Source organism: Rhodococcus sp. 320_ES, assembly GCF_059691855.1.
Window position 1 is genome coordinate 577,867 of sequence record NZ_JCAWAG010000004.1, and the last position, 17,709, is coordinate 595,575.

Annotated in this window: 19 protein-coding genes; 4 read left to right on the forward strand and 15 right to left on the reverse strand. The window is 66.1% G+C overall.

Features of this window, described 5'->3' with window-relative positions; all coding sequences use genetic code 11:
• Positions 1 to 5 precede the first annotated feature (5 nt).
• Positions 6 to 1,031 carry an NAD(P)-dependent alcohol dehydrogenase gene (locus tag AC59JP_RS17110; RefSeq protein ID WP_497327103.1) on the forward strand — a complete coding sequence of 342 codons (1,026 nt, stop codon included), beginning with the start codon at positions 6 to 8 and terminating at the stop codon, positions 1,029 to 1,031.
• 27 nt (positions 1,032 to 1,058) lie between these two features.
• Positions 1,059 to 1,382, forward strand: a complete 324-nt coding sequence (locus AC59JP_RS17115; RefSeq protein WP_497326986.1) for a putative quinol monooxygenase — start codon at positions 1,059 to 1,061, stop codon at positions 1,380 to 1,382.
• Between the two features lie 60 nt (positions 1,383 to 1,442).
• Here AC59JP_RS17115 and AC59JP_RS17120 read toward each other — a convergent pair whose 3' ends face one another.
• Complete coding sequence (locus tag AC59JP_RS17120; RefSeq protein WP_497326987.1) at positions 1,443 to 1,988, reverse strand: TetR/AcrR family transcriptional regulator; 546 nt, start codon at positions 1,986 to 1,988, stop codon at positions 1,443 to 1,445.
• Positions 1,989 to 2,011: 23 nt separating this feature from the next.
• Here AC59JP_RS17120 and AC59JP_RS17125 point away from each other — a divergent pair, with 23 nt between their 5' ends.
• Complete coding sequence (locus AC59JP_RS17125) at positions 2,012 to 2,932, forward strand: oxygenase MpaB family protein (RefSeq protein WP_497326988.1); 921 nt, start codon at positions 2,012 to 2,014, stop codon at positions 2,930 to 2,932.
• Here the strand turns inward: AC59JP_RS17125 and AC59JP_RS17130 are convergent, their stop codons facing one another.
• From AC59JP_RS17130 to AC59JP_RS17190, 13 genes are all read right to left on the reverse strand, one after another.
• On the reverse strand, positions 2,933 to 3,805 hold the full coding sequence (locus tag AC59JP_RS17130; protein WP_497326989.1) for an asparaginase: 873 nt from the start codon (positions 3,803 to 3,805) through the stop codon (positions 2,933 to 2,935).
• A gap of 4 nt (positions 3,806 to 3,809) precedes the next feature.
• Positions 3,810 to 5,243 carry an amino acid permease gene (locus AC59JP_RS17135; RefSeq protein ID WP_497326990.1) on the reverse strand — a complete coding sequence of 478 codons (1,434 nt, stop codon included), beginning with the start codon at positions 5,241 to 5,243 and terminating at the stop codon, positions 3,810 to 3,812.
• A gap of 4 nt (positions 5,244 to 5,247) precedes the next feature.
• Positions 5,248 to 6,687, reverse strand: a complete 1,440-nt coding sequence (gene aspA / locus AC59JP_RS17140) for an aspartate ammonia-lyase (protein WP_497326991.1) — start codon at positions 6,685 to 6,687, stop codon at positions 5,248 to 5,250.
• Positions 6,688 to 6,768: 81 nt separating this feature from the next.
• Positions 6,769 to 7,650: an alpha/beta fold hydrolase gene (locus tag AC59JP_RS17145; RefSeq protein WP_497326992.1), complete on the reverse strand. Its 882-nt coding sequence runs from the start codon at positions 7,648 to 7,650 to the stop codon at positions 6,769 to 6,771.
• A 78-nt stretch (positions 7,651 to 7,728) separates the two neighbouring features.
• Positions 7,729 to 9,354, reverse strand: a complete 1,626-nt coding sequence (gene groL, locus AC59JP_RS17150) for a chaperonin GroEL (RefSeq protein ID WP_497326993.1) — start codon at positions 9,352 to 9,354, stop codon at positions 7,729 to 7,731.
• A gap of 206 nt (positions 9,355 to 9,560) precedes the next feature.
• A complete protein-coding gene (locus AC59JP_RS17155) occupies positions 9,561 to 10,349 on the reverse strand; it encodes an HAD-IIA family hydrolase (protein WP_497326994.1) in 789 nt (262 codons plus the stop codon).
• Positions 10,350 to 10,443: 94 nt separating this feature from the next.
• The gene (locus AC59JP_RS17160; RefSeq protein WP_497326995.1) at positions 10,444 to 11,337 is read right to left on the reverse strand and encodes a DMT family transporter; all 894 of its coding nucleotides are present in this window, start codon (positions 11,335 to 11,337) and stop codon (positions 10,444 to 10,446) included.
• A 27-nt stretch (positions 11,338 to 11,364) separates the two neighbouring features.
• A complete protein-coding gene (locus AC59JP_RS17165) occupies positions 11,365 to 11,880 on the reverse strand; it encodes a DUF6764 family protein (protein ID WP_497326996.1) in 516 nt (171 codons plus the stop codon).
• 77 nt (positions 11,881 to 11,957) lie between these two features.
• Positions 11,958 to 12,305: a UBP-type zinc finger domain-containing protein gene (locus AC59JP_RS17170; RefSeq protein ID WP_497326997.1), complete on the reverse strand. Its 348-nt coding sequence runs from the start codon at positions 12,303 to 12,305 to the stop codon at positions 11,958 to 11,960.
• Complete coding sequence (locus AC59JP_RS17175) at positions 12,302 to 13,804, reverse strand: ATP-binding protein (protein WP_497326998.1); 1,503 nt, start codon at positions 13,802 to 13,804, stop codon at positions 12,302 to 12,304. Before AC59JP_RS17175 ends, AC59JP_RS17170 begins: the two co-directional genes overlap by 4 nt.
• Before the next feature lie 12 nt (positions 13,805 to 13,816).
• On the reverse strand, positions 13,817 to 15,493 hold the full coding sequence (locus AC59JP_RS17180) for an NAD(P)/FAD-dependent oxidoreductase (RefSeq protein ID WP_497326999.1): 1,677 nt from the start codon (positions 15,491 to 15,493) through the stop codon (positions 13,817 to 13,819).
• 30 nt (positions 15,494 to 15,523) lie between these two features.
• The gene (locus AC59JP_RS17185; protein WP_497327000.1) at positions 15,524 to 15,934 is read right to left on the reverse strand and encodes a DUF427 domain-containing protein; all 411 of its coding nucleotides are present in this window, start codon (positions 15,932 to 15,934) and stop codon (positions 15,524 to 15,526) included.
• Between the two features lie 23 nt (positions 15,935 to 15,957).
• Positions 15,958 to 16,884, reverse strand: coding sequence for a LysR family transcriptional regulator (locus tag AC59JP_RS17190; protein WP_497327001.1), 927 nt, complete (start codon positions 16,882 to 16,884; stop codon positions 15,958 to 15,960).
• Between the two features lie 43 nt (positions 16,885 to 16,927).
• Between AC59JP_RS17190 and AC59JP_RS17195 the strand changes: the two genes are divergently transcribed.
• Positions 16,928 to 17,338 carry a DUF5997 family protein gene (locus tag AC59JP_RS17195; protein ID WP_497327002.1) on the forward strand — a complete coding sequence of 137 codons (411 nt, stop codon included), beginning with the start codon at positions 16,928 to 16,930 and terminating at the stop codon, positions 17,336 to 17,338.
• A gap of 49 nt (positions 17,339 to 17,387) precedes the next feature.
• Here AC59JP_RS17195 and AC59JP_RS17200 read toward each other — a convergent pair whose 3' ends face one another.
• Positions 17,388 to 17,663, reverse strand: coding sequence for a hypothetical protein (locus AC59JP_RS17200; protein WP_497327003.1), 276 nt, complete (start codon positions 17,661 to 17,663; stop codon positions 17,388 to 17,390).
• Between the last annotated feature and the right edge of the window lie 46 nt (positions 17,664 to 17,709).

The window sequence follows — 17,709 nt, forward strand, 5'->3', positions numbered from 1 at the left end:
GTTCGATGCGCGCAGTTCAAGTGGTCGGGTACCACAAGAACCTCGAGATGACCGAGGTTCCCATCCCCGAGGTACAGGGTCCGCTCGACGTCATCGTCAAGATCGGCGGAGCCGGCGTGTGCCGCACGGACCTGCACATCCTGGAAGGCCAGTGGGCCGAGAAGTCCGGCGTCACGTTGCCGTACACGATCGGACACGAGAACGCCGGCTGGGTACATGCCGTCGGGTCGGCCGTGACGAACGTCCGCGAGGGCGACAAGGTAATCCTGCATCCCTTGGTCACGTGCGGCCTGTGCCGGGCATGCCGGTCCGGCGACGACGTCCATTGCGAGACAAGCGACTTCCCCGGCATCGACACCAACGGCGGTTACGCGGACTACCTCCGCACCAACGCCCGGACCGTCGTGAAGATCGACGATTCACTCGAACCGTCGGCAGTCGCAGCCCTCGCGGACGCCGGTTTGACCGCGTACCACGCGGCGGCGAAGGCGGCCAGGCGCCTCACTCCGCGCGACAAGTGCGTCGTGATCGGAGCAGGTGGGCTGGGGCACATCGGCATTCAGGTGCTCGAGGCGCTCTCTCCCGCGGAACTGATCGTGATCGACCGCAACGCGGACGCCGTGAAACTCGCCCTCACACTCGGCGCCGATCACGCCGTGGTGGCCGACGGCAGCCAGGTCGACCAGGTCATGGAACTCACGGGCGGTGTCGGCGCCGAGGTCGTCCTCGATTTCGTCGGCGAGAACGGTTCCACCGCCGAAGGATTGGCGATGACGCGCCGAGCCGGCGACTACCACGTCATCGGGTACGGCGAGAACGTCGACGTGCCGACAATCGACCTCGTCTCGGCGGAGAAGAACATCGTCGGCAACCTCGTCGGGTCGTACAACGACCTGTGCGATCTGATGTCGCTCGCTGCCCGCGGCGCCGTGAACCTGCACACCCAGACCTATGCGTTGGACGACTTCCAGACCGCCATCGACGATCTGGACAACGGTCGGGTTCGCGGCCGCGCCATCCTTGTACCGTGAGAGTCCTACCGGACGAAAGGAAATACGTTGATCTTCATCACCGCAAAGTTCAAGGTGAAGGCCGAGCACGCCGACAACTGGCCCGAGATCTCGCGTGACTTCACGCAGGCCTGCCAGGCCGAAGAGGGATGCCTCTGGTATTTCTGGTCGCGCACCCTGGACGACCCCACCGAGTATGTTCTGGTGGAGGCGTTCAAGGACCCCGACGCCGGTGCAGCACATGTGAATTCGGATCACTTCAAGCAGGCGCAGAAGGATCTTCCGCCGTACCTGCAGGAGACTCCGAAGATCATCAGCCAGGAGGTCGACCAGTCCGACTGGAACGAGTTGGGCGAACTCGCAGTCAAGTAGGTCGCATTGGACAGCGCCGCCCCTCTCAGGGGCGGCGCTGTTTCATGAAGTGCCGCCGTGTCATGAGTGCAGCTGTGTGACGCGGACGCAGTGTTCGACGAACCGATCCCGGTCGACGTCGAGCTCCCCGCGCAGGTACGAGGTGAACAGCCCGGTCAACGCACCGACCACCGCCGTCGCGGTGAGTCGACGGTCCACCTCGTCGAGGTCGGCGGGGAGGTGCTCGCTCACCAGCCCCACGAACGCGGGGACGGCACCGAACCCGGCCGACGAGAGCGCCTGGTCCGCGAAGGGTGCGATCAGCAGGACGCGTCCCCGCGTCGGGTCGTCGACCATCAGCGTCACGAACGCGTCCACGGCGCGAGCCGGATCTCCCGACGTGTCCGCGAGCGCATCGTGTGCCTCGCGCGCGACGTGCTCGTACACGCTGCGTACGAACGAGTCACGGTCGCCGAAGCATTGATAGAAGTAGCGCTCGGTGAGGCCTGCGGCGCCGCACACCGCGCGCACATTGACCGCGGGACCGTCGGCCGCGCCCAGTAGTTCGATGCCCGCGCGCAGGAGCGCGCGGCGTCGCTCGTCGTTCCGCTCCTCTTGACTACGCATGTTGTCAACCTTACTGTGACAACATGCGTAGTCAGACCGGGCTGGGGCCGGACACACTGACCTGGAAGTACTTCGGGGACTGGCGGGGCATGCTTCAGGGGCTGTGGGCAGGGTCCATGCAGAACATGCACCCCGGACTCGGCGCTGCGGTCGAGGAACACTCCACGTTCTACACCGAGCGATGGCAACGCCTGCTCCGATCGCTCTACCCCATCGGCGGCGTGGTCTTCGACGGCGACCGGGCAGCAGAAACCGGAGCACGAATCCGCAAGTATCACAACGACATCGAGGGTGTCGACGCGAAGGGACGCAGATACCACGCGCTGGACCCGGACACCTTCTACTGGGCCCACGCCACGTTCTTCATGGGCACCGTCCTCACCGCACAGCACTTCGTCGGCGGCCTCACCGAGGCTGACAAGCGGCAACTGTTCGACGAACACGTCACCTGGTATCGCCTCTACGGAATGAGTATGCGACCGGTGCCCGAGAGCTGGGAGGCGTTCCAGGAGTACTGGGATCACATGTGCAGCGATGTCCTGGAGGACACGAAGGCGGCGCGAGACGTTCTGGACCTGTCGACTCTGGCGGTGCCACCGGCCATGTCGTGGCTACCCGAGCCGGTGTGGGCTGTTCTGCGAAAGCCTATCCAACGCAGCGCGGTTCGCATGACCGTCGGCCTGTACGACCAGTCCGTGCGCGATCTGCTCGGCTACACCTGGACAGAGCGAGACGAACGATGGTTCCGTGCCGTCTGCCGAACAGTGCGCGTCGTCGCGGCGGTGATACCCGATCGCCGACTGCTGCATCCGCGCGCCCGGGCGGCTCACGACCGCATCTCGGGGCGAGCGCCCTCCGACGCTCCACTGATCGAGACGCCCGACCGGAACCTCCCACCCGTCGACAAGCGAGACAGCCCACGGCATTACGTGCCGGGACGCTGATCACGCGAACGCGTCGACCACAGCCTCCGGGGATGCGCCCGCCGCAATCAGCGCGGCCAACTGGATGCGCGCCTGACCGGCCCGGAGCTCGCGGGAGAACACTGCTCTGGCTTCGAGCAGGTCGTGACCACCGCCTCCGCCGCCGTACGTGGACGAGGTCTCCCCGAACGGCACCCGAGTCGTGACGACGACGGGAATGCCCGCAGCCACCGCGTCTTTCACCGCGCGGACCACCCGTGGGTTGGCGTTGCCCGAGCCCATGGCTTCGAGGACGATGCCCGACGCCCCCTGCCCGCGAAACGCCTCGATAGCCGCACCGTCGACGCCGGGGTAAAGGGCGACGACGTCCACTCGCACGTCGGCAATGGGGTTCCAGGGCAGGGGTTTCGGGCGGCGAGACCCGGCCGAGCGGAACGCGTCCAGGTCAGCGGTGTGCATCTTGATCGCACCGCGAGCCGGAAGCAAACGTCCACCGAATGCGATGAGCACGCCGCGCTCGGACTGCGCCGCCGCCACGGCGTCGGCGATGTTGCGTGAGCCGTCCGGATCCGGGTGGTCGGCGGTGCGCTGCGCACCGGTGAAGACCACTGGGCGCTCGTCGTCGTGGAACAGATCGACGAGCAGCGCCGACTCCTCCATCGTGTCGGTTCCGTGCAGCACCACCACGCCGACGCAGCCGTCCTCCGCGAGGGCGTCGACCACGGCGAGACGGATCGTGTCGAGGTCGCCCAGTTCGAGGGCCGAGCTGTCCTTCGTCATCACCTCGCGTACTCGGACGCAGTCGAGCTCGATACCGAGTCCGGACATGGGGCGCGACACGCCGCGCTCGTCTCGACTGCTGGCGATGGTGCCGCCGGTGGTCAGCAGGGTCACGAACTCATTCACTGCGCGCAGCTACCTCTCGAATCCGGTTGCGACACAAGTACCAACCACCGACGAGCATCGGCGCGATCAGCAGGATCGACGCCACGGTCCAGGTGCCGACGGGCTTGTCGAACGCCATGAGCACCACGACGCACACGAGGAAGCCGAGGGTTGCGTATCCGGTGTAGGGAGCCCCGAAGAGTCGGAACGACGGCCGGGTCATCACGCCTCTCCTGGACAACGACCACAACTTCAGTTGGCACGCCACGATGACCGCCCAGGCGCTGATGATGCCGAGTGCCGCGAAGTTGAGCACGATCTCGAACGCCTGCGCCGGCACGACCGCGTTGAGAACGACTCCGAGCAGCGTCACCACCGACGTGAGCGCGATGCCACCGTAGGGAACACCCGATTTGTTCATGCGCGCAGCGAATGTCGGTGCCGACCCGGCTGTCGCCATGGAATGCAGGATGCGACCCGTCGAGTACAGACCTGCGTTCAGTGAGGACAGCGCAGCGGTGAGAACCACGAGGTTCATGATCGCGTCCGCACCGTGAACGTCGATGGCACCGAAGAATGTCACGAACGGGCTCTCCCCGGCGCGATAGCTGCTGTAGGGCAACAGAAGCGACAGCAGGAGCACCGATCCGACGTAGAAGACCACGATCCGAACGATGACCGTGTTGATCGCCTTCGGAATCACCTTCTCCGGATTCTGGGTCTCGCCGGCTGCGGTGCCGACCAGCTCGATGGAGGCGTACGCGAACACCACACCCTGGATGACCACGATCGCCGGCAGCACGCCGTTCGGAATCAGGCCGCCGTTGTCGGTGAGAACACTCAGTCCGGGATCCTGCCCGTCGATCGGAGTACCGAAGATGACGTAATAGACGCCGATGGCCAGGAACGTCACCAGCGCAACCACTTTGATCAGCGCGAACCAGAATTCGAGCTCGCCGAACACCTTGACCGACACCAGGTTGAGCCCCAGAACCAGCACCAGGCCGGCGAGCGCGAACACCCACTGGTCGACGTTGCCGAGCGGCGCCCAGTACTTCTTGAAGAAGTTCATGTAGAGCGCCACGGCGGTCACGTCCACGACGGCCGTCATCGCCCAGTTCATCCAGTACAACCACCCCGCCGCGAAAGCGACCTTCTCGCCGAAGAATTCGCGGGAGTAGGAGACGAACGATCCTGATGTCGGGCGATGCATCACCAGTTCGCCCAGGGCGCGCAGGATCAGGAAGGCGAAGAACCCGCACAGCGCGTACACCAGAACCAGAGCGGGCCCGGCGTCGCGCAGCCGGCCGCCGGCGCCCATGAACAAGCCGGTGCCGATGGCGCCACCGATCGCGATCATCTGAATCTGCCGCGGCGCCAACTCCTTTCGATAACCGAGGTCTTCCTCGCTGAACGCCTGCTTCTGCGGTGGGTTCTCGATACTCATGGCTCTACCTCGTCGACGTTTCGGGAGCAACGGAGTGCTCGGTGGGAGCCACCCGCAGGTTGGCGAGATGCTCGGGGCTCAGCAATCGGTCCAGCTCTTCGCGACCGAGCAGACCCTTCTCCAGCACGAGGTCGACGACGTTCCGTCCGCTGACCAGCGCCTCCTGCGCGATGGCGGTGGATTCGACGTAACCCAGGTAGGGACTCAGCGCCGTCACGAGTCCGATGGAGTTCTCGACACGCTCGCGCAGCAGGTCGACGTTGGCGGTGGTGCCGTCAACGCAGCGGTGCGCCACGGTGCGGCACGCGGCGCTCAGGTGGGCCATGCCCTCGGACAGCGACTTGACGATGATCGGCTCGAAAGCGTTGAGCTGCAACTGTCCTGCCTCGGCCGCCATCGTGATGGTGACGTCGTGGCCGATCACCTCGTACGCCACCTGGTTGAGCACCTCGGGGATCACGGGGTTGACCTTGCCGGGCATGATCGACGATCCGGCCTGCATCGGAGGCAGGTTGATCTCGTTCAGTCCGGCACGCGGGCCCGAGGACAACAGCCGAAGGTCGTTGCAGATCTTGGAGAGCTTGACGGCCACGCGCTTGAGCACACCGGACAGGTGCACGAACTGTCCCACGTCCTGCGTCGCCTCGATCAGGTCGGTCGCCGTGACCAGCGGCAGCCCGGTGACGGTGCGCAGGTGAGCGACGGCCGACTCCGTGTAGCCGGCCGGGGCGTTCAGACCCGTGCCGATCGCGGTGGCTCCGAGGTTGATTTCGTGCACCAGAAGAGCAGCTTCGTCGAGTCGCGCGCAATCCTCGTCGATCATGATCGCGTAGGTGCCGAACTCCTGGCCCAGCGTCATCGGTACCGCGTCCTGCAACTGGGTGCGGCCCATCTTGACGACGGACGCGAACTCGGTCGCTTTGCGCCCGAACGCATCTCGGAGCACCTTCATCGATGCGATCAGTTCGTGAACCGCGAAGACCGTCGCGATGTTCACCGAGGTGGGGTAGACGTCGTTGGTGGACTGCGACGCGTTGACGTGCTCGTTCGGATGCAGCCTGGAGTAATCACCGCGGGCGTGCCCGAGGATTTCCAGTGCGCGATTGGCGATCACTTCGTTGGCGTTCATGTTGGTCGAGGTCCCGGCGCCACCCTGGATCACGTCGACGACGAACTGCTCGTGCCACTGACCGGCGAGGATCTCCTCGCACGCGGTGCGGATGGCCTCGCCGCGGGTGGCGTCGAGAATGCCGAGGTCCTGATTGGCCGCCGCGGCGGCCCACTTCACGGCTGCGAGTCCCCGGACCAGGTGCGCATTGGTGGAGATCGGGCGACCGGTGATGGGAAAGTTCTCCAGTGCGCGCAGAGTGTGGATGCCCCAGTACACGGTCGTCGGTATCTCGCGCTCGCCCAGAAGGTCTTTCTCTATGCGGGTCTCGGTCACTCTGTGCTCCTTGTCGACTCAACCTGTCCGGCTGTCTGACAGGTATAGTGACCCAGAACACCTCTCTGGGTCAACCCCCAGTTACAGCGTCAGGATCGCGTCGGCGAACTGACCGGGAAGCTCCTGCGGCGGATTGTGCCCCGAGTCGACCTGCCGAACATCTCGGAGGTCCGTGAACTTCTCGCCGTGGTTTCTCGCGCCGTACAGCCCTGCCACGGTGTCCTCGGTCGGATCGATCACGATGGTGGGCACATCGATCGACGGCTGCGCTGCGAGCGCATCCTGCGTCTGCGCATACGCCGGATCGCCCGGCTCCAGACCGTAGCGGTGGCGATACGAATGCACCACCACGTCCACGAAGTCAGGATTGTCGAAAGACTGTGCGGTAGCGGCGATTTCGGAATCGCCGAACCGCCACGTCGGCGACCAGTCCGTCCACAGAGTCTGGGCGATCTCGGCGCGATACTCGGACAGACCGGCCCGGCCACGCTCGGAGTGCAGGTAGTACTGATACCAGTAGCGCTTCTCGAGGTGCGGCGGTGCGGGCGTTCGAGTGGCCGCGTCGATGTCCTGGATCAGATAGCCGGTAGCGCTCACCAGTCCGGACACCAGCTCCGGCCACAACGCGGCGACGGCGCAGGCGGCCCGCCCGCCCCAGTCGTAGCCGGCGACGATCGGCTCGCGCAGTCCCAGGGCGCCGATCAACTCGCGCAGATCGTGGGCAAGTGCCGCCTGTTCACCGGACCTCATCGTCGAGGGTTCGATGAAACGAGTGGGCCCGAACCCCCGTAGGTACGGCACCACCACGTCGCGCCCCGCGTCGGCGAGAAGTCGCGCAACGTCGTCGTAGCTGCGCGTGTCGTAGGGAAATCCGTGCAGCAGCACCACCGGGCGGCCGCCGGGGTCGCCGTACCGCTCGACCGCTACGTCGAGCACGCCTGCACGGACCGTCGTCGACTCCATGCCGACCATCTTGCCTGCCGAGCACGAAAAAGCCCGGCCCCCTCGTGAGAGGGAGCCGGGCTTTTCAGTGAACGGGACTCAGAAGTCCATGCCGCCCATGCCACCGGTCGGGTCGCCCGCGGGCGCACCGGCCTTCTCGGGCTTGTCGGCGACTACGGCCTCGGTGGTGAGGAACAGAGCCGCGATGGACGCTGCGTTCTGCAGCGCCGAGCGGGTGACCTTGACCGGGTCGTTGATGCCTGCGGCGAGCAGGTCCTCGTACTGGTTGGTCGCGGCGTTGAGGCCGTGACCTGCGGGCAGGTTCGAGACCTTGTCCGCGACGACGCCGGGCTCGAGGCCTGCGTTGAACGCGATCTGCTTGAGCGGTGCGGACAGCGCGACGCGAACGATGTTCACGCCGGTTGCCTCGTCGCCTTCGAGCTTCAGGCTGTCGAGTGCAGGCGCCGACTGAAGCAGTGCCACGCCGCCACCGGCGACGATGCCCTCTTCGACGGCTGCCTTGGCGTTGCGCACGGCATCTTCGATGCGGTGCTTGCGCTCCTTGAGCTCGACCTCGGTTGCCGCTCCGGCCTTGATGACCGCAACGCCGCCGGCCAGCTTGGCCAGACGTTCCTGCAGCTTCTCGCGGTCGTAGTCCGAGTCGGAGTTCTCGATCTCGGCGCGGATCTGGTTGACGCGACCGGCGATGGCGTCGGCGTCGCCGGCACCTTCGATGATCGTGGTCTCGTCCTTGGTGATGACGACCTTGCGCGCGGTGCCGAGCAGCTCGAGTCCGGCGCCCTCGAGGGACAGGCCGACCTCTTCGCTGATGACCTCGCCACCGGTGAGGATGGCGATATCGGCGAGCTGCGCCTTGCGACGGTCACCGAAGCCCGGTGCCTTGACGGCGACGGACTTGAAGGTGCCGCGGATCTTGTTCACGACGAGGGTGGAGAGAGCTTCGCCCTCGACGTCCTCGGCGATGATGACGAGCGGCTTGCCCGACTGAATGACCTTCTCCAGCAAGGGAAGCAGGTCCTTGACGGTCGAGACCTTGGAGCTGACGAGCAGGATGTAGGCGTCTTCGAGGACGGCTTCCTGGCGCTCGGCGTCGGTCACGAAGTAACCGGAGATGTAGCCCTTGTCGAAGCGCATGCCCTCGGTGAGCTCGAGCTGCAGGCCGAAGGTGTTGGACTCCTCGACCGTGATGACGCCTTCCTTGCCGACCTTGTCCATGGCCTCGGCGATGAGCTCGCCGATGGACGGGTCGCCTGCGGAGATACCGGCGGTGGCAGCGATCTGCTCCTTGGTGTCGATCTCCTTGGCGGACTCGAGCAGCGAGGCGGTGACGGCCTCGACAGCCTTCTCGATGCCGCGCTTGAGGCCGAGCGGGTTCGCGCCGGCTGCGACGTTGCGCAGGCCTTCGCGGACGAGTGCCTGAGCGAGAACGGTCGCGGTGGTGGTTCCGTCACCGGCGACGTCGTCGGTCTTCTTGGCAACTTCCTTGACCAGCTCGGCGCCGATCTTCTCGTACGGGTCCTCCAGCTCGATCTCCTTGGCGATGGACACACCATCGTTGGTGATCGTGGGGGCGCCCCACTTCTTTTCGAGTACGACGTTGCGACCCTTGGGGCCCAACGTCACCTTGACTGCGTCGGCGAGGCTGTTCAAGCCCCGCTCGAGGCCACGGCGTGCCTCTTCGTCGAACGCGATGATCTTGGCCATTGCGAAGTGATCCTCCGGATTTGGGGTGACACATGCCGGCCGGATTCGGTGCCCGCGACGGACGAGCAGGGGTGTCGATGGATCCCTGATCTCACCGTCCCGACCTGGCACTCACAGTTCGCGAGTGCCAACTCCAATTTCTAGCACTCGACACCCGAGAGTGCAAGGTTCACGCCATCTGCTCCGGTTCGTTCCGCAGGCTCCACTCACAGCCGCAAGACCCCCGGCAGATCCGCCACGGAGTCGATCACGTGGGTGGGCTGCATCGCGAACTGGTCGCGTCCCTGCCGATCGAGACGTTCCTGACGAAACTTCCCGGTGCGGACGAGAACACCGTGCATGCCCACGACCTGCGAGGCGAGCACGTCGTTGTCCAGGTCGTCGCCCACCATCATCACGTAGTCGGGGTCGACGCCCATCCGCTCGGCCGACGTCCGGAACCCCAGCGGCGCGGGCTTGCCGACGGCCGTGGCCGTCTTCCCGGACGCCGACTCCATCCCGGTCAGATACATACCGGTGTCGATGCGCAGCCCCTCGGCCGTCGACCACATCAGCGATCGATGCATCGCGACGACGGGAACGCCCTGACACATCCAGTCGTAGACCTTGCTGAGCGCTTCGTGGGTGAACTCCGGTCCCGCGCCGCCCAGGACGACGACGTCCGGATCCTCGTCGACGACGTCGATGCCGGGCAGGTCCGCCGCGATCTCTCCGCTGCTGAGCAGCACACACCGGGCGCCGGGATGCTTCGCACGCAGGTGGTCGGCGGTGAGGGTCGCTGCCGTGACGATCTCGTCGGCGTGCACCTCGATGCCGGACGTACCGAGCGACTCGGCGATCTGCTCACGCGTCTTGGACGTCGTGTTGGTCAGGAACGCACACGCGATGTCGTGTTCACGGAGCAGCGCCACGGTCTCGGCCGCGCCGGGAATGGGCTTCCAACTGGTGACGAGCACGCCGTCGATGTCGAAGAGCACGCCCGCGATCGAACTCATGCGAGCCAGACTAACGGCGCTCCGAGGTAGCCGCCGCCCGAGTGAGGGGCGCCCCGAGTCGATCTATCGGCGTGAGGGTGCCCCCGAGTCAACTTCAGGGCCTCCGGCCCCCGGGGTCGGCTTGATCACCCGGCTCCACCTCGTGCGCCGCCCCCCGCGCCAACGCGACCGCCGCCGCGATCATCGCCGCCACCGCGACGACGAGGACGGCCGACACGGCGCGGTCGGCGTGCAGGTATTCGCCGAGCACCACGAAGCCGAGCATCGAGGCGACCAGGGGTTCCATCACCGTCGTGGCGGGCAAGGATGCCTGTAGCGCCCCGACCTGGAACGCGGACTGTTGTATGGAGATGGCCACGACGGCGACCACGACGAGTGCGTAGAACTCGAACGACCCGAGCACGTGCCCGAGTCCGCGGCCCGCGAGGTGCACGACGCCTTTGGTGAGCACTGCGGCGACACCGAAGAGAGCGCCGCCGGCCAACCCGAGCAGCAACGCTCGACGGTTGCGGCTGCCGTGGCGCGAGCCCCACAGGCACAGCGCGACGAAGGGCAGTCCGACGAGACAGATGACGACCCAGTGCCGGGTCTCGGCCCGTGCGACACCAGGGCGGGGGTCGCCGACCACCACGAGAATGGCGATGGACACGGTGAGAGCAGCCGCCCAGAGCCAATCGATTCGGCGGACGGGGCGACCGGAGAAACGCGCGCCGAGCGGCAGCGCGAAGAGCAAAGAGAGAACCAACAGCGGCTGGACCAGCAGGAGCGATCCCAGACCGAGAGCCGCGGCCTGAAATGCGTACCCGCCGAAGCCGACGACGGTGCCGACCCACCACGACGGTTTGCGTACGAGCGTGGTGATGGGCCCGAGGGCGCCGACCTGGTGGTCGGCGACCTCGGACGCCGATCGTTGCCGAACGACCGTTCCGATCGCGATGCACAGTGCCGCGGCGAGCGCGCACAGGATCGCGAGAACGGAATCAGCCATGTCGAAAAGGCTAGATCACCGCTGGAATCAGCTTCCGGCGATGCACGCCATTCCGGTACGCGCATTGAAGGCGAAGGAATTGATGCCTTCGCAGTTCACGCCCGCGGCCACCGCGGTGGCGCCGCCGCCGAATCCGGCAATGGCGACAGTGGTGTTTCCGTCGACGGCCTGCGACTGCGTGATTCCGCCGCCGATCGAGATGGCGTAGGACGTTCCCAGACCGATCACCGAACTCAGTGCCGTGCCGAACCCGGTGGCGTACGCGTTGGACCGGCCGCCGGTGTCGGCGACGGCGACGGCGGTGCCGCTCTCGGTGGCGGTGGCACCGGCGACGCCTGCACCGGTGGCCTGCGCCCCGCAACTTGCCATGCCGTCGACGCGAATGTCGTTGGCGGACGGAGGAGATGAACAGACGACGGGTGCGGCGGAGGCAACGGTGGAACCGAGCGCTGCGCCGCCGCCGGCGAGGCCGACGCTGACTGCGAGAACCGAGACGACGCGGATTGTCTTGCGGGAGAAACGAGAAAGGGAACGGGTGGGCACAGATGGCTCCTGGGTAGCGATGGTGCGTGGAATGCGGCGGGCCGCACCCGGGACCATACCCTGTCGAAGCCGATCATTCAGTGAATGAGCGACTGCCAGTTCGAGGGAACTCTGTCCGCGGGGCCGGGTGTCGTCTGATCCAGCGGATGATGTTGCGGCGCAGCAAGTTCAGGTCCGTAGTACATCTCCTGGGTGGTGTAGCTGTAGAACCAGTCCTCGCCCGGTTCGAAGCTGCGTACGATCGGGTGCCCGGTGTCCACGGCATGGGCGCTCGCGTGCCGGGAAGGTGACGAGTCACAACACCCGACGTGTCCACACTGCGCACACCGGCGCAGATGAACCCACCAACCGCCGGCCTGTTCGCATTCGACACAACCCGGCCCGCTCGGCGGGACGGTGGTGTCGATTCCCTCGATATCGGTCATGACGCCCTTTCCGTCTGCTTGGAACCTTCCTGCTCGGAACCTTCTGTATCGAATCCTTCCGCGACCGGGATTTCTGCACCCGGCTCGGGGTCGAGGGGGATTCGCACCTGGAAGCGCGTGTTTCCGGGTTCCGATTCGACCCTCAAATCACCTTTGTGCTTTTTCACCACGATGCGCCAGGAAATGTCCAGACCGAGGCCCGTTCCCTCACCGACCGCCTTCGTGGTGAAGAACGGTTCGAAGATCCGTGACCGAATCTCTTCCGGAACGCCCGGGCCTGTATCGCACACCTCGACGACGGCGAACTCGCCCTCACGCCGCGTACGAATGGTCAAGGTCCCGTGGCCTTCCATCGCCTGTACCGCGTTGACGATGAGGTTGGTCCACACCTGGTTCAGCTCGGCTGCGTAGCAGGGCACCAGCGGGAGAGACGGATCGAACTCCTTGACCACGCTCACGTCGTCGCCGATCTTGCGGCCCAGCATCACCAGGGTGCTCTTGAGCAGTCCCCGCAGGTCGACGCGCTGATACGGGGCACGGTCCATCTGCGAGTACTGCTTGGCCGCGTTCACCAACGTCGAGACACGGGTCGTGGAGTCGGCGATCTCGTTCATCAGCAGCTCGGTTTCGACGGTGTAATTCAGCCACCGAACAGCGCCCTCGACGGTGTCGTTGTTGTCCACACAGGCCACCACCCGCTCCAGCCACGGCACGTCCAGGCCCGCCTGCACGAACGTGGCCGCCATGTCCCAGCCCCCGGAGATGCCGCGGCTCTCGAACCAGTCGCCCAACTCGTCCTCGCGATCCGACGCCTCCATCGGGGTCAGATCGGGAGCCTTGGCCACCAGCTCGGCCGCCTCCTCCTGCAGCCGCACGAGGGTCGCAATGGTGTCGTGCGAATAGACGCCCGACGCGATCACTCCCAGCTTGTGTCGCATGTGCGACACCCGGTCTCGCAGCGACGAGGTGGCCCGCACCGCCGCCGCCGCCGGATTGTTCAGCTCGTGGGTCAACCCCGCCGACAGCGACCCGAGGGCGAGGAGCCGCTCGCGCTGATCGAGAGCCTGCCTGCTGCTCTGATTTCCGAAGAACAGCCCTTCGAGCAGGTGGACGGCCATCGGGAACCACTCGCGAACGAGCGGTCCGAACTTGTCGGCGTCGAGGACGAAGAACGTCGACGGCTTGGTCACCCGCATCGACCCCTGGTAGTTCGCCGGCGCCCGTTCACCGAGGTAGGCCTGCCAGGCGCCCGAATACGCCCCGCGCTGGGAGGTGCGGTTGAGCTCGACGTCGTCGCCACCGGACTGTTTGGACAGCACCAACTCGCCCTCGAGGAGGACGTAGAAGCACGTGGCGGGGTCCGATTCCGAGTACACCGGTCCCGGTTCGATCCGTTCGACGTGCCCGTTCACGCACAGCTGCTCGAGCTGGTGGTCGGTGAGGCTTTCGAACAGGAAGAGCGTCTTCAGTTCCTCGGGGTTGCATTCGAGCTCGGTCATGAGCTGTTCCTTCTAAGACGATGTCAGATAGCGGTGGACGAGCATGACGGCCATGGCGCCTTCGCCGACGGCCGACGCGACCCGCTTGGCGGAGTCGGACCGAACGTCGCCCGCCGCGAAGATGCCCGGCACGCTGGTCTCGAGATGGTGCGGCGCACGCTCCAGGCTCCACCCCGCCGGACGTTTGCCGTCGACGAGTAGGTCGGGACCGGAGACGACGAAGCCGTGCTCGTCACGCACGACGATTCCGTCGAGCCAGTCGGTGCGGGGCGCTGCGCCGATGAACAGGAACAGGAAACCGGCGTCGACGGTCTCCTCCGTCTCGGTGGCGTTGTTGCGCAGCGTGATCGACTCGAGGTGATCGCTGCCCGCCACGCCGATCACCTCCGAGCAGGTGCGCACCGAGATGCGCGGGTTGTTCTCGATCTGCTGGATCAGGTAGTACGACATCGACGCTTCGAGCGAGGGTGCGCGCACCACGATCGTCACCGACCGCGCACCTCGCGAGAGGAACATCGAGGCCTGACCGGCGGAGTTGGCGCCGCCGACGATGTAGACGTCCTGGTCCGTGCAGCGCGGCGCCTCCGTGACGGCGGAGCCGTAGAACACTCCCCGGCCGGAGAAATCGTCGATCCCCTCCGCGGGATGGCGGCGGTAGGAGACGCCCGTCGCCAGGATGACGGTGTGCGCGTCGACGGAGTCGCCGTCGGCGAAGCGCACCGTGCGCGCCGATCCGTTGACCTCGAGCGCCACGACGTCCTTGGTGGTGATGAGTTCCGCGCCGAATCGAGTGGCCTGACGACGGGCGCGGTCGGCGAGCTGCGACCCCGAGACGCCGTCGGGAAATCCGAGGTAGTTTTCGATGCGCGAGCTTTGACCTGCCTGTCCGCCGGTCGCCGTCCGTTCGATGAGCACCGTGCGCAGACCTTCCGACGCACCGTAGACGGCGGCTCCGAGGCCGGCCGGCCCTCCGCCCACGACGACGAGGTCGTAGAACTTCTCCGACGGCGACGTGTTGAGGCCTAGATGAGTCCCCAGTTCGGCGTCGGTCGGCTCCACGAGGCACTGTCCGTCGGCGCACACGACCACCGGAAGCCGGCTGCCGTCGAGTCCCGCCGCCGACAGCAGACGCTGTCCTTCGGGTTCGTCGGACATGTACCAGCGGTAGGCGAGTTGGTTGCGCGCCAGGAACTCCCGCATGTCCGAGGACCGCGACGCCCACCGGTGGCCGATGATCTTGGTTTCCTCGGCGGGACGGAAGTCGGACGTCGCCCACACGTCCAGCAGCGAGTCGACCACCGGGTACAACTTCTCCTCCGGCGGATCCCACGGCTTGAGCAGGTAGTGATCGAGGTCGACGACGTTGATGGCCTCGATGGCCGCATCGGTGTCCGCGTAGGCCGTGAGGAGGATGCGCCGGGCCATCGGATACAGGTCGATGGCCTTCTCCAGGAACTCGATTCCGCTCATCGCCGGCATCCGGTAGTCGGCCAGAATCACCGCGACCGCGTCCCCGCGCAGCTTCATCTGCTTGAGCGCATCGATGGCGGACGCACCCGATTCCGCCCGAATGATGCGGTACTTCTCGCCGTACCGCCTGCGAAGGTCTCGTGCCACCGCTCGCGAGACTCCGGGATCGTCGTCGACGGTGAGAATCGCAGGCTTGTTCTGTTGCGCAGGTTGTGTCACGGGTCCCTTTCGACAGGGGAAATTATGGACCTAAAAAGTCGGGCCCGCAGGCGCCGACGGTTCGGTGATGCGAACCCCGTCCTCGAACCACTCGTCCACCCGATCGAAGTAGAACGAGACGTACTCGGACAGATCGAGCGCATCGTCGTAGTGATCGGGGTAGCTCCAGAGTGCGTCGGCCGAACGACGTTCTCCCACAACGAGACTCCAGTATCGCGCGGTTCCCTTTCTGGGGCAGACCGTCGACGTGTCGGTGGCTTCCAGGAATTCGCTGCGTACGTCGGCGAGCGGTATGTAGTACGTGGGCCGATGGCCCTTCTCGAGCAGATGGATCGCCCCGGTGGTGTCGACGACGTCCTTCCCGGCGAAGGTGACGCGCAGACGCTTGTTCAGCGGTTGGGTGGCGATGACGCCGTTGGGGGCGAGTGTGCGGTCGGGCATGTGGGGGACCTTTCCATCGACGGCTATCGACGGCCTCGGCGACTCTTCGGGGCCGGCTTCTTCTGGGCCGGATTCCTCTGAGGCGGCTTCTTGTTGGCCGGCTTTTTCGGAGTGGAGGGGGCCGCGGTGCGCGGCGAGCGTGAACTGCGCGCGGACCGGCCCCTCACCACTCCTAGGAACTCCTCGATGACCTCGGTTGTTCCGTCGTGCCGCCACGCCAGGGCGATCTGCGTCGTCGGCGCGTCGGTCACGGTGCGAAACACCAGGTCACGACGGCTGTGGAGACGGGCCAGCGAGTGCGGCAGGATCACGGGACCGACACCGGCCGCCACCATCTCGAGCACCGTCGGCACGGTGTCGGTGACCTCCTGGATCCGTTCGTCGGCCAGGTCGCCGAGCGTGACCTCGGCGAAGAGGGACACCGGGTGATCCTTCGGCACCACCACCACCGGCAGCTCGGTGTAGAGCGAGACGACGTCGAGACCCTCGCGGTCGATCGGCGTCCGCACGAAACAGACGTCGACTCGTTCCTCGCGCAGCGCGAGTTCCTGATCCTCGGCCTCGACGACACCGACCTCGAGGGCGATGTCCGGGAACCGGTCCGCCCAGATTCGCGTCCACTTCGTCACGGTCACCCCGGGCACGAACCCGACGCGAAGGGTGGGGACCTCGGGAGCCGCGGCGGCTGCCTCGGCGCGCCGTCGGTCGTCTTCCGCCACCGCGGTTCTGGCGTCACGGAGCAGAGACTGTCCGGCGTCGGTGAGCGTGGTCGGTCCGTCACCGGGCTCGAAGAGCGGGGTGCCGGCCTCGTCGGCGAGTGCGATGACCGCGGCGCTGAGGCGCTGGCGCGCGATGCCCAACGACTTCGCGGCGCGCGAGAAGCTGAGTTCGTCCGCGACGGCAACGAACCAGCGCAAACGTTCCGCGTGGGTGGGGGGCTCTGCGCTCACGCGCTCAGCGTAGGTGACGGCGAATGCACGTTAGGGTGAGCGCGTGAGTCCGGACAAGAAATCGCAGACGATGAAGCCTTTGACCGCGGCGAACAAGCTCGGGATCTACCTCCCCGCAACACCGGAGGAGTTCCGGAACTCGCCGATCACCCGCGCCGAGGTCGACGCGCTGCGTGAGTCGCCGCCGCCGTGGCTCGAAGAGCTCCGTCGCACCGGGCCGTTTCCTCGGGACGTCGTCGCACAGAAGCTGGGTGTGTCCAACGCCGGGCTCGCCCGCGGCGGTGTGTCCGATGCGATGACCGAGGATCAGATCGCGGAACTCGTCGCCGATCCCCCGGAGTGGTTGGTGCGCGAGCGTGCCAGCTTCGTCGAAGTTCAGAAGGACAACGCGCGCATCAAGGCCGAACGCGAAGCGAAGCGCGCGGCGTCGAACCGACCTGCCAAGAATCGCTGACGTCAGGCCCGCTGGATTCAGGCCCGATAGAATTCAGGCCCCATAGAATTCAGGCCAGGGCGAGCTGGCCGTCGCGGGCGCCGACCTCGTCCGCGCTGCCCAGAAGAACGGACGCAAGCGCAGCTGGATCACGCCGCCACAGGCAGGTCATCGCGTCCAACTCGGACGGCGTGAACAGTCCCGTGAAGTGCAGATCGGCGATCCACCCGGTGATGTCGCCCTGAGCGATGTCTATCAACGCGTCGTAATCGACACCGTTGCGAGTGAATTCGTCACTGAATATCGCGCGTACCAGCGCGAGCTGACCTGCATTGACACCGAACATCTTTGCGCTCCCCGACAGGAGGTACACAGTCGTACGTGACCGTCTC

Bases quoted from the DNA above. Each gene is read 5' to 3' on its own strand.
- AC59JP_RS17110 (WP_497327103.1), top strand. From the start codon at position 6: ATGCGCGCAGTTCAAGTGGTCGGGTACCACAAGAACCTCGAGATGACC.
- AC59JP_RS17120 (WP_497326987.1), bottom strand. From the start codon at position 1,988: ATGCGTAGTCAAGAGGAGCGGAACGACGAGCGACGCCGCGCGCTCCTG.
- AC59JP_RS17125 (WP_497326988.1), top strand. From the start codon at position 2,012: ATGCGTAGTCAGACCGGGCTGGGGCCGGACACACTGACCTGGAAGTAC.
- AC59JP_RS17135 (WP_497326990.1), bottom strand. From the start codon at position 5,243: ATGAGTATCGAGAACCCACCGCAGAAGCAGGCGTTCAGCGAGGAAGAC.
- AC59JP_RS17145 (WP_497326992.1), bottom strand. From the start codon at position 7,650: ATGGAGTCGACGACGGTCCGTGCAGGCGTGCTCGACGTAGCGGTCGAG.
- groL (WP_497326993.1), bottom strand. From the start codon at position 9,354: ATGGCCAAGATCATCGCGTTCGACGAAGAGGCACGCCGTGGCCTCGAG.
- AC59JP_RS17155 (WP_497326994.1), bottom strand. From the start codon at position 10,349: ATGAGTTCGATCGCGGGCGTGCTCTTCGACATCGACGGCGTGCTCGTC.
- AC59JP_RS17160 (WP_497326995.1), bottom strand. From the start codon at position 11,337: ATGGCTGATTCCGTTCTCGCGATCCTGTGCGCGCTCGCCGCGGCACTG.
- AC59JP_RS17170 (WP_497326997.1), bottom strand. From the start codon at position 12,305: ATGACCGATATCGAGGGAATCGACACCACCGTCCCGCCGAGCGGGCCG.
- AC59JP_RS17175 (WP_497326998.1), bottom strand. From the start codon at position 13,804: ATGACCGAGCTCGAATGCAACCCCGAGGAACTGAAGACGCTCTTCCTG.
- AC59JP_RS17185 (WP_497327000.1), bottom strand. From the start codon at position 15,934: ATGCCCGACCGCACACTCGCCCCCAACGGCGTCATCGCCACCCAACCG.
- AC59JP_RS17200 (WP_497327003.1), bottom strand. From the start codon at position 17,663: ATGTTCGGTGTCAATGCAGGTCAGCTCGCGCTGGTACGCGCGATATTC.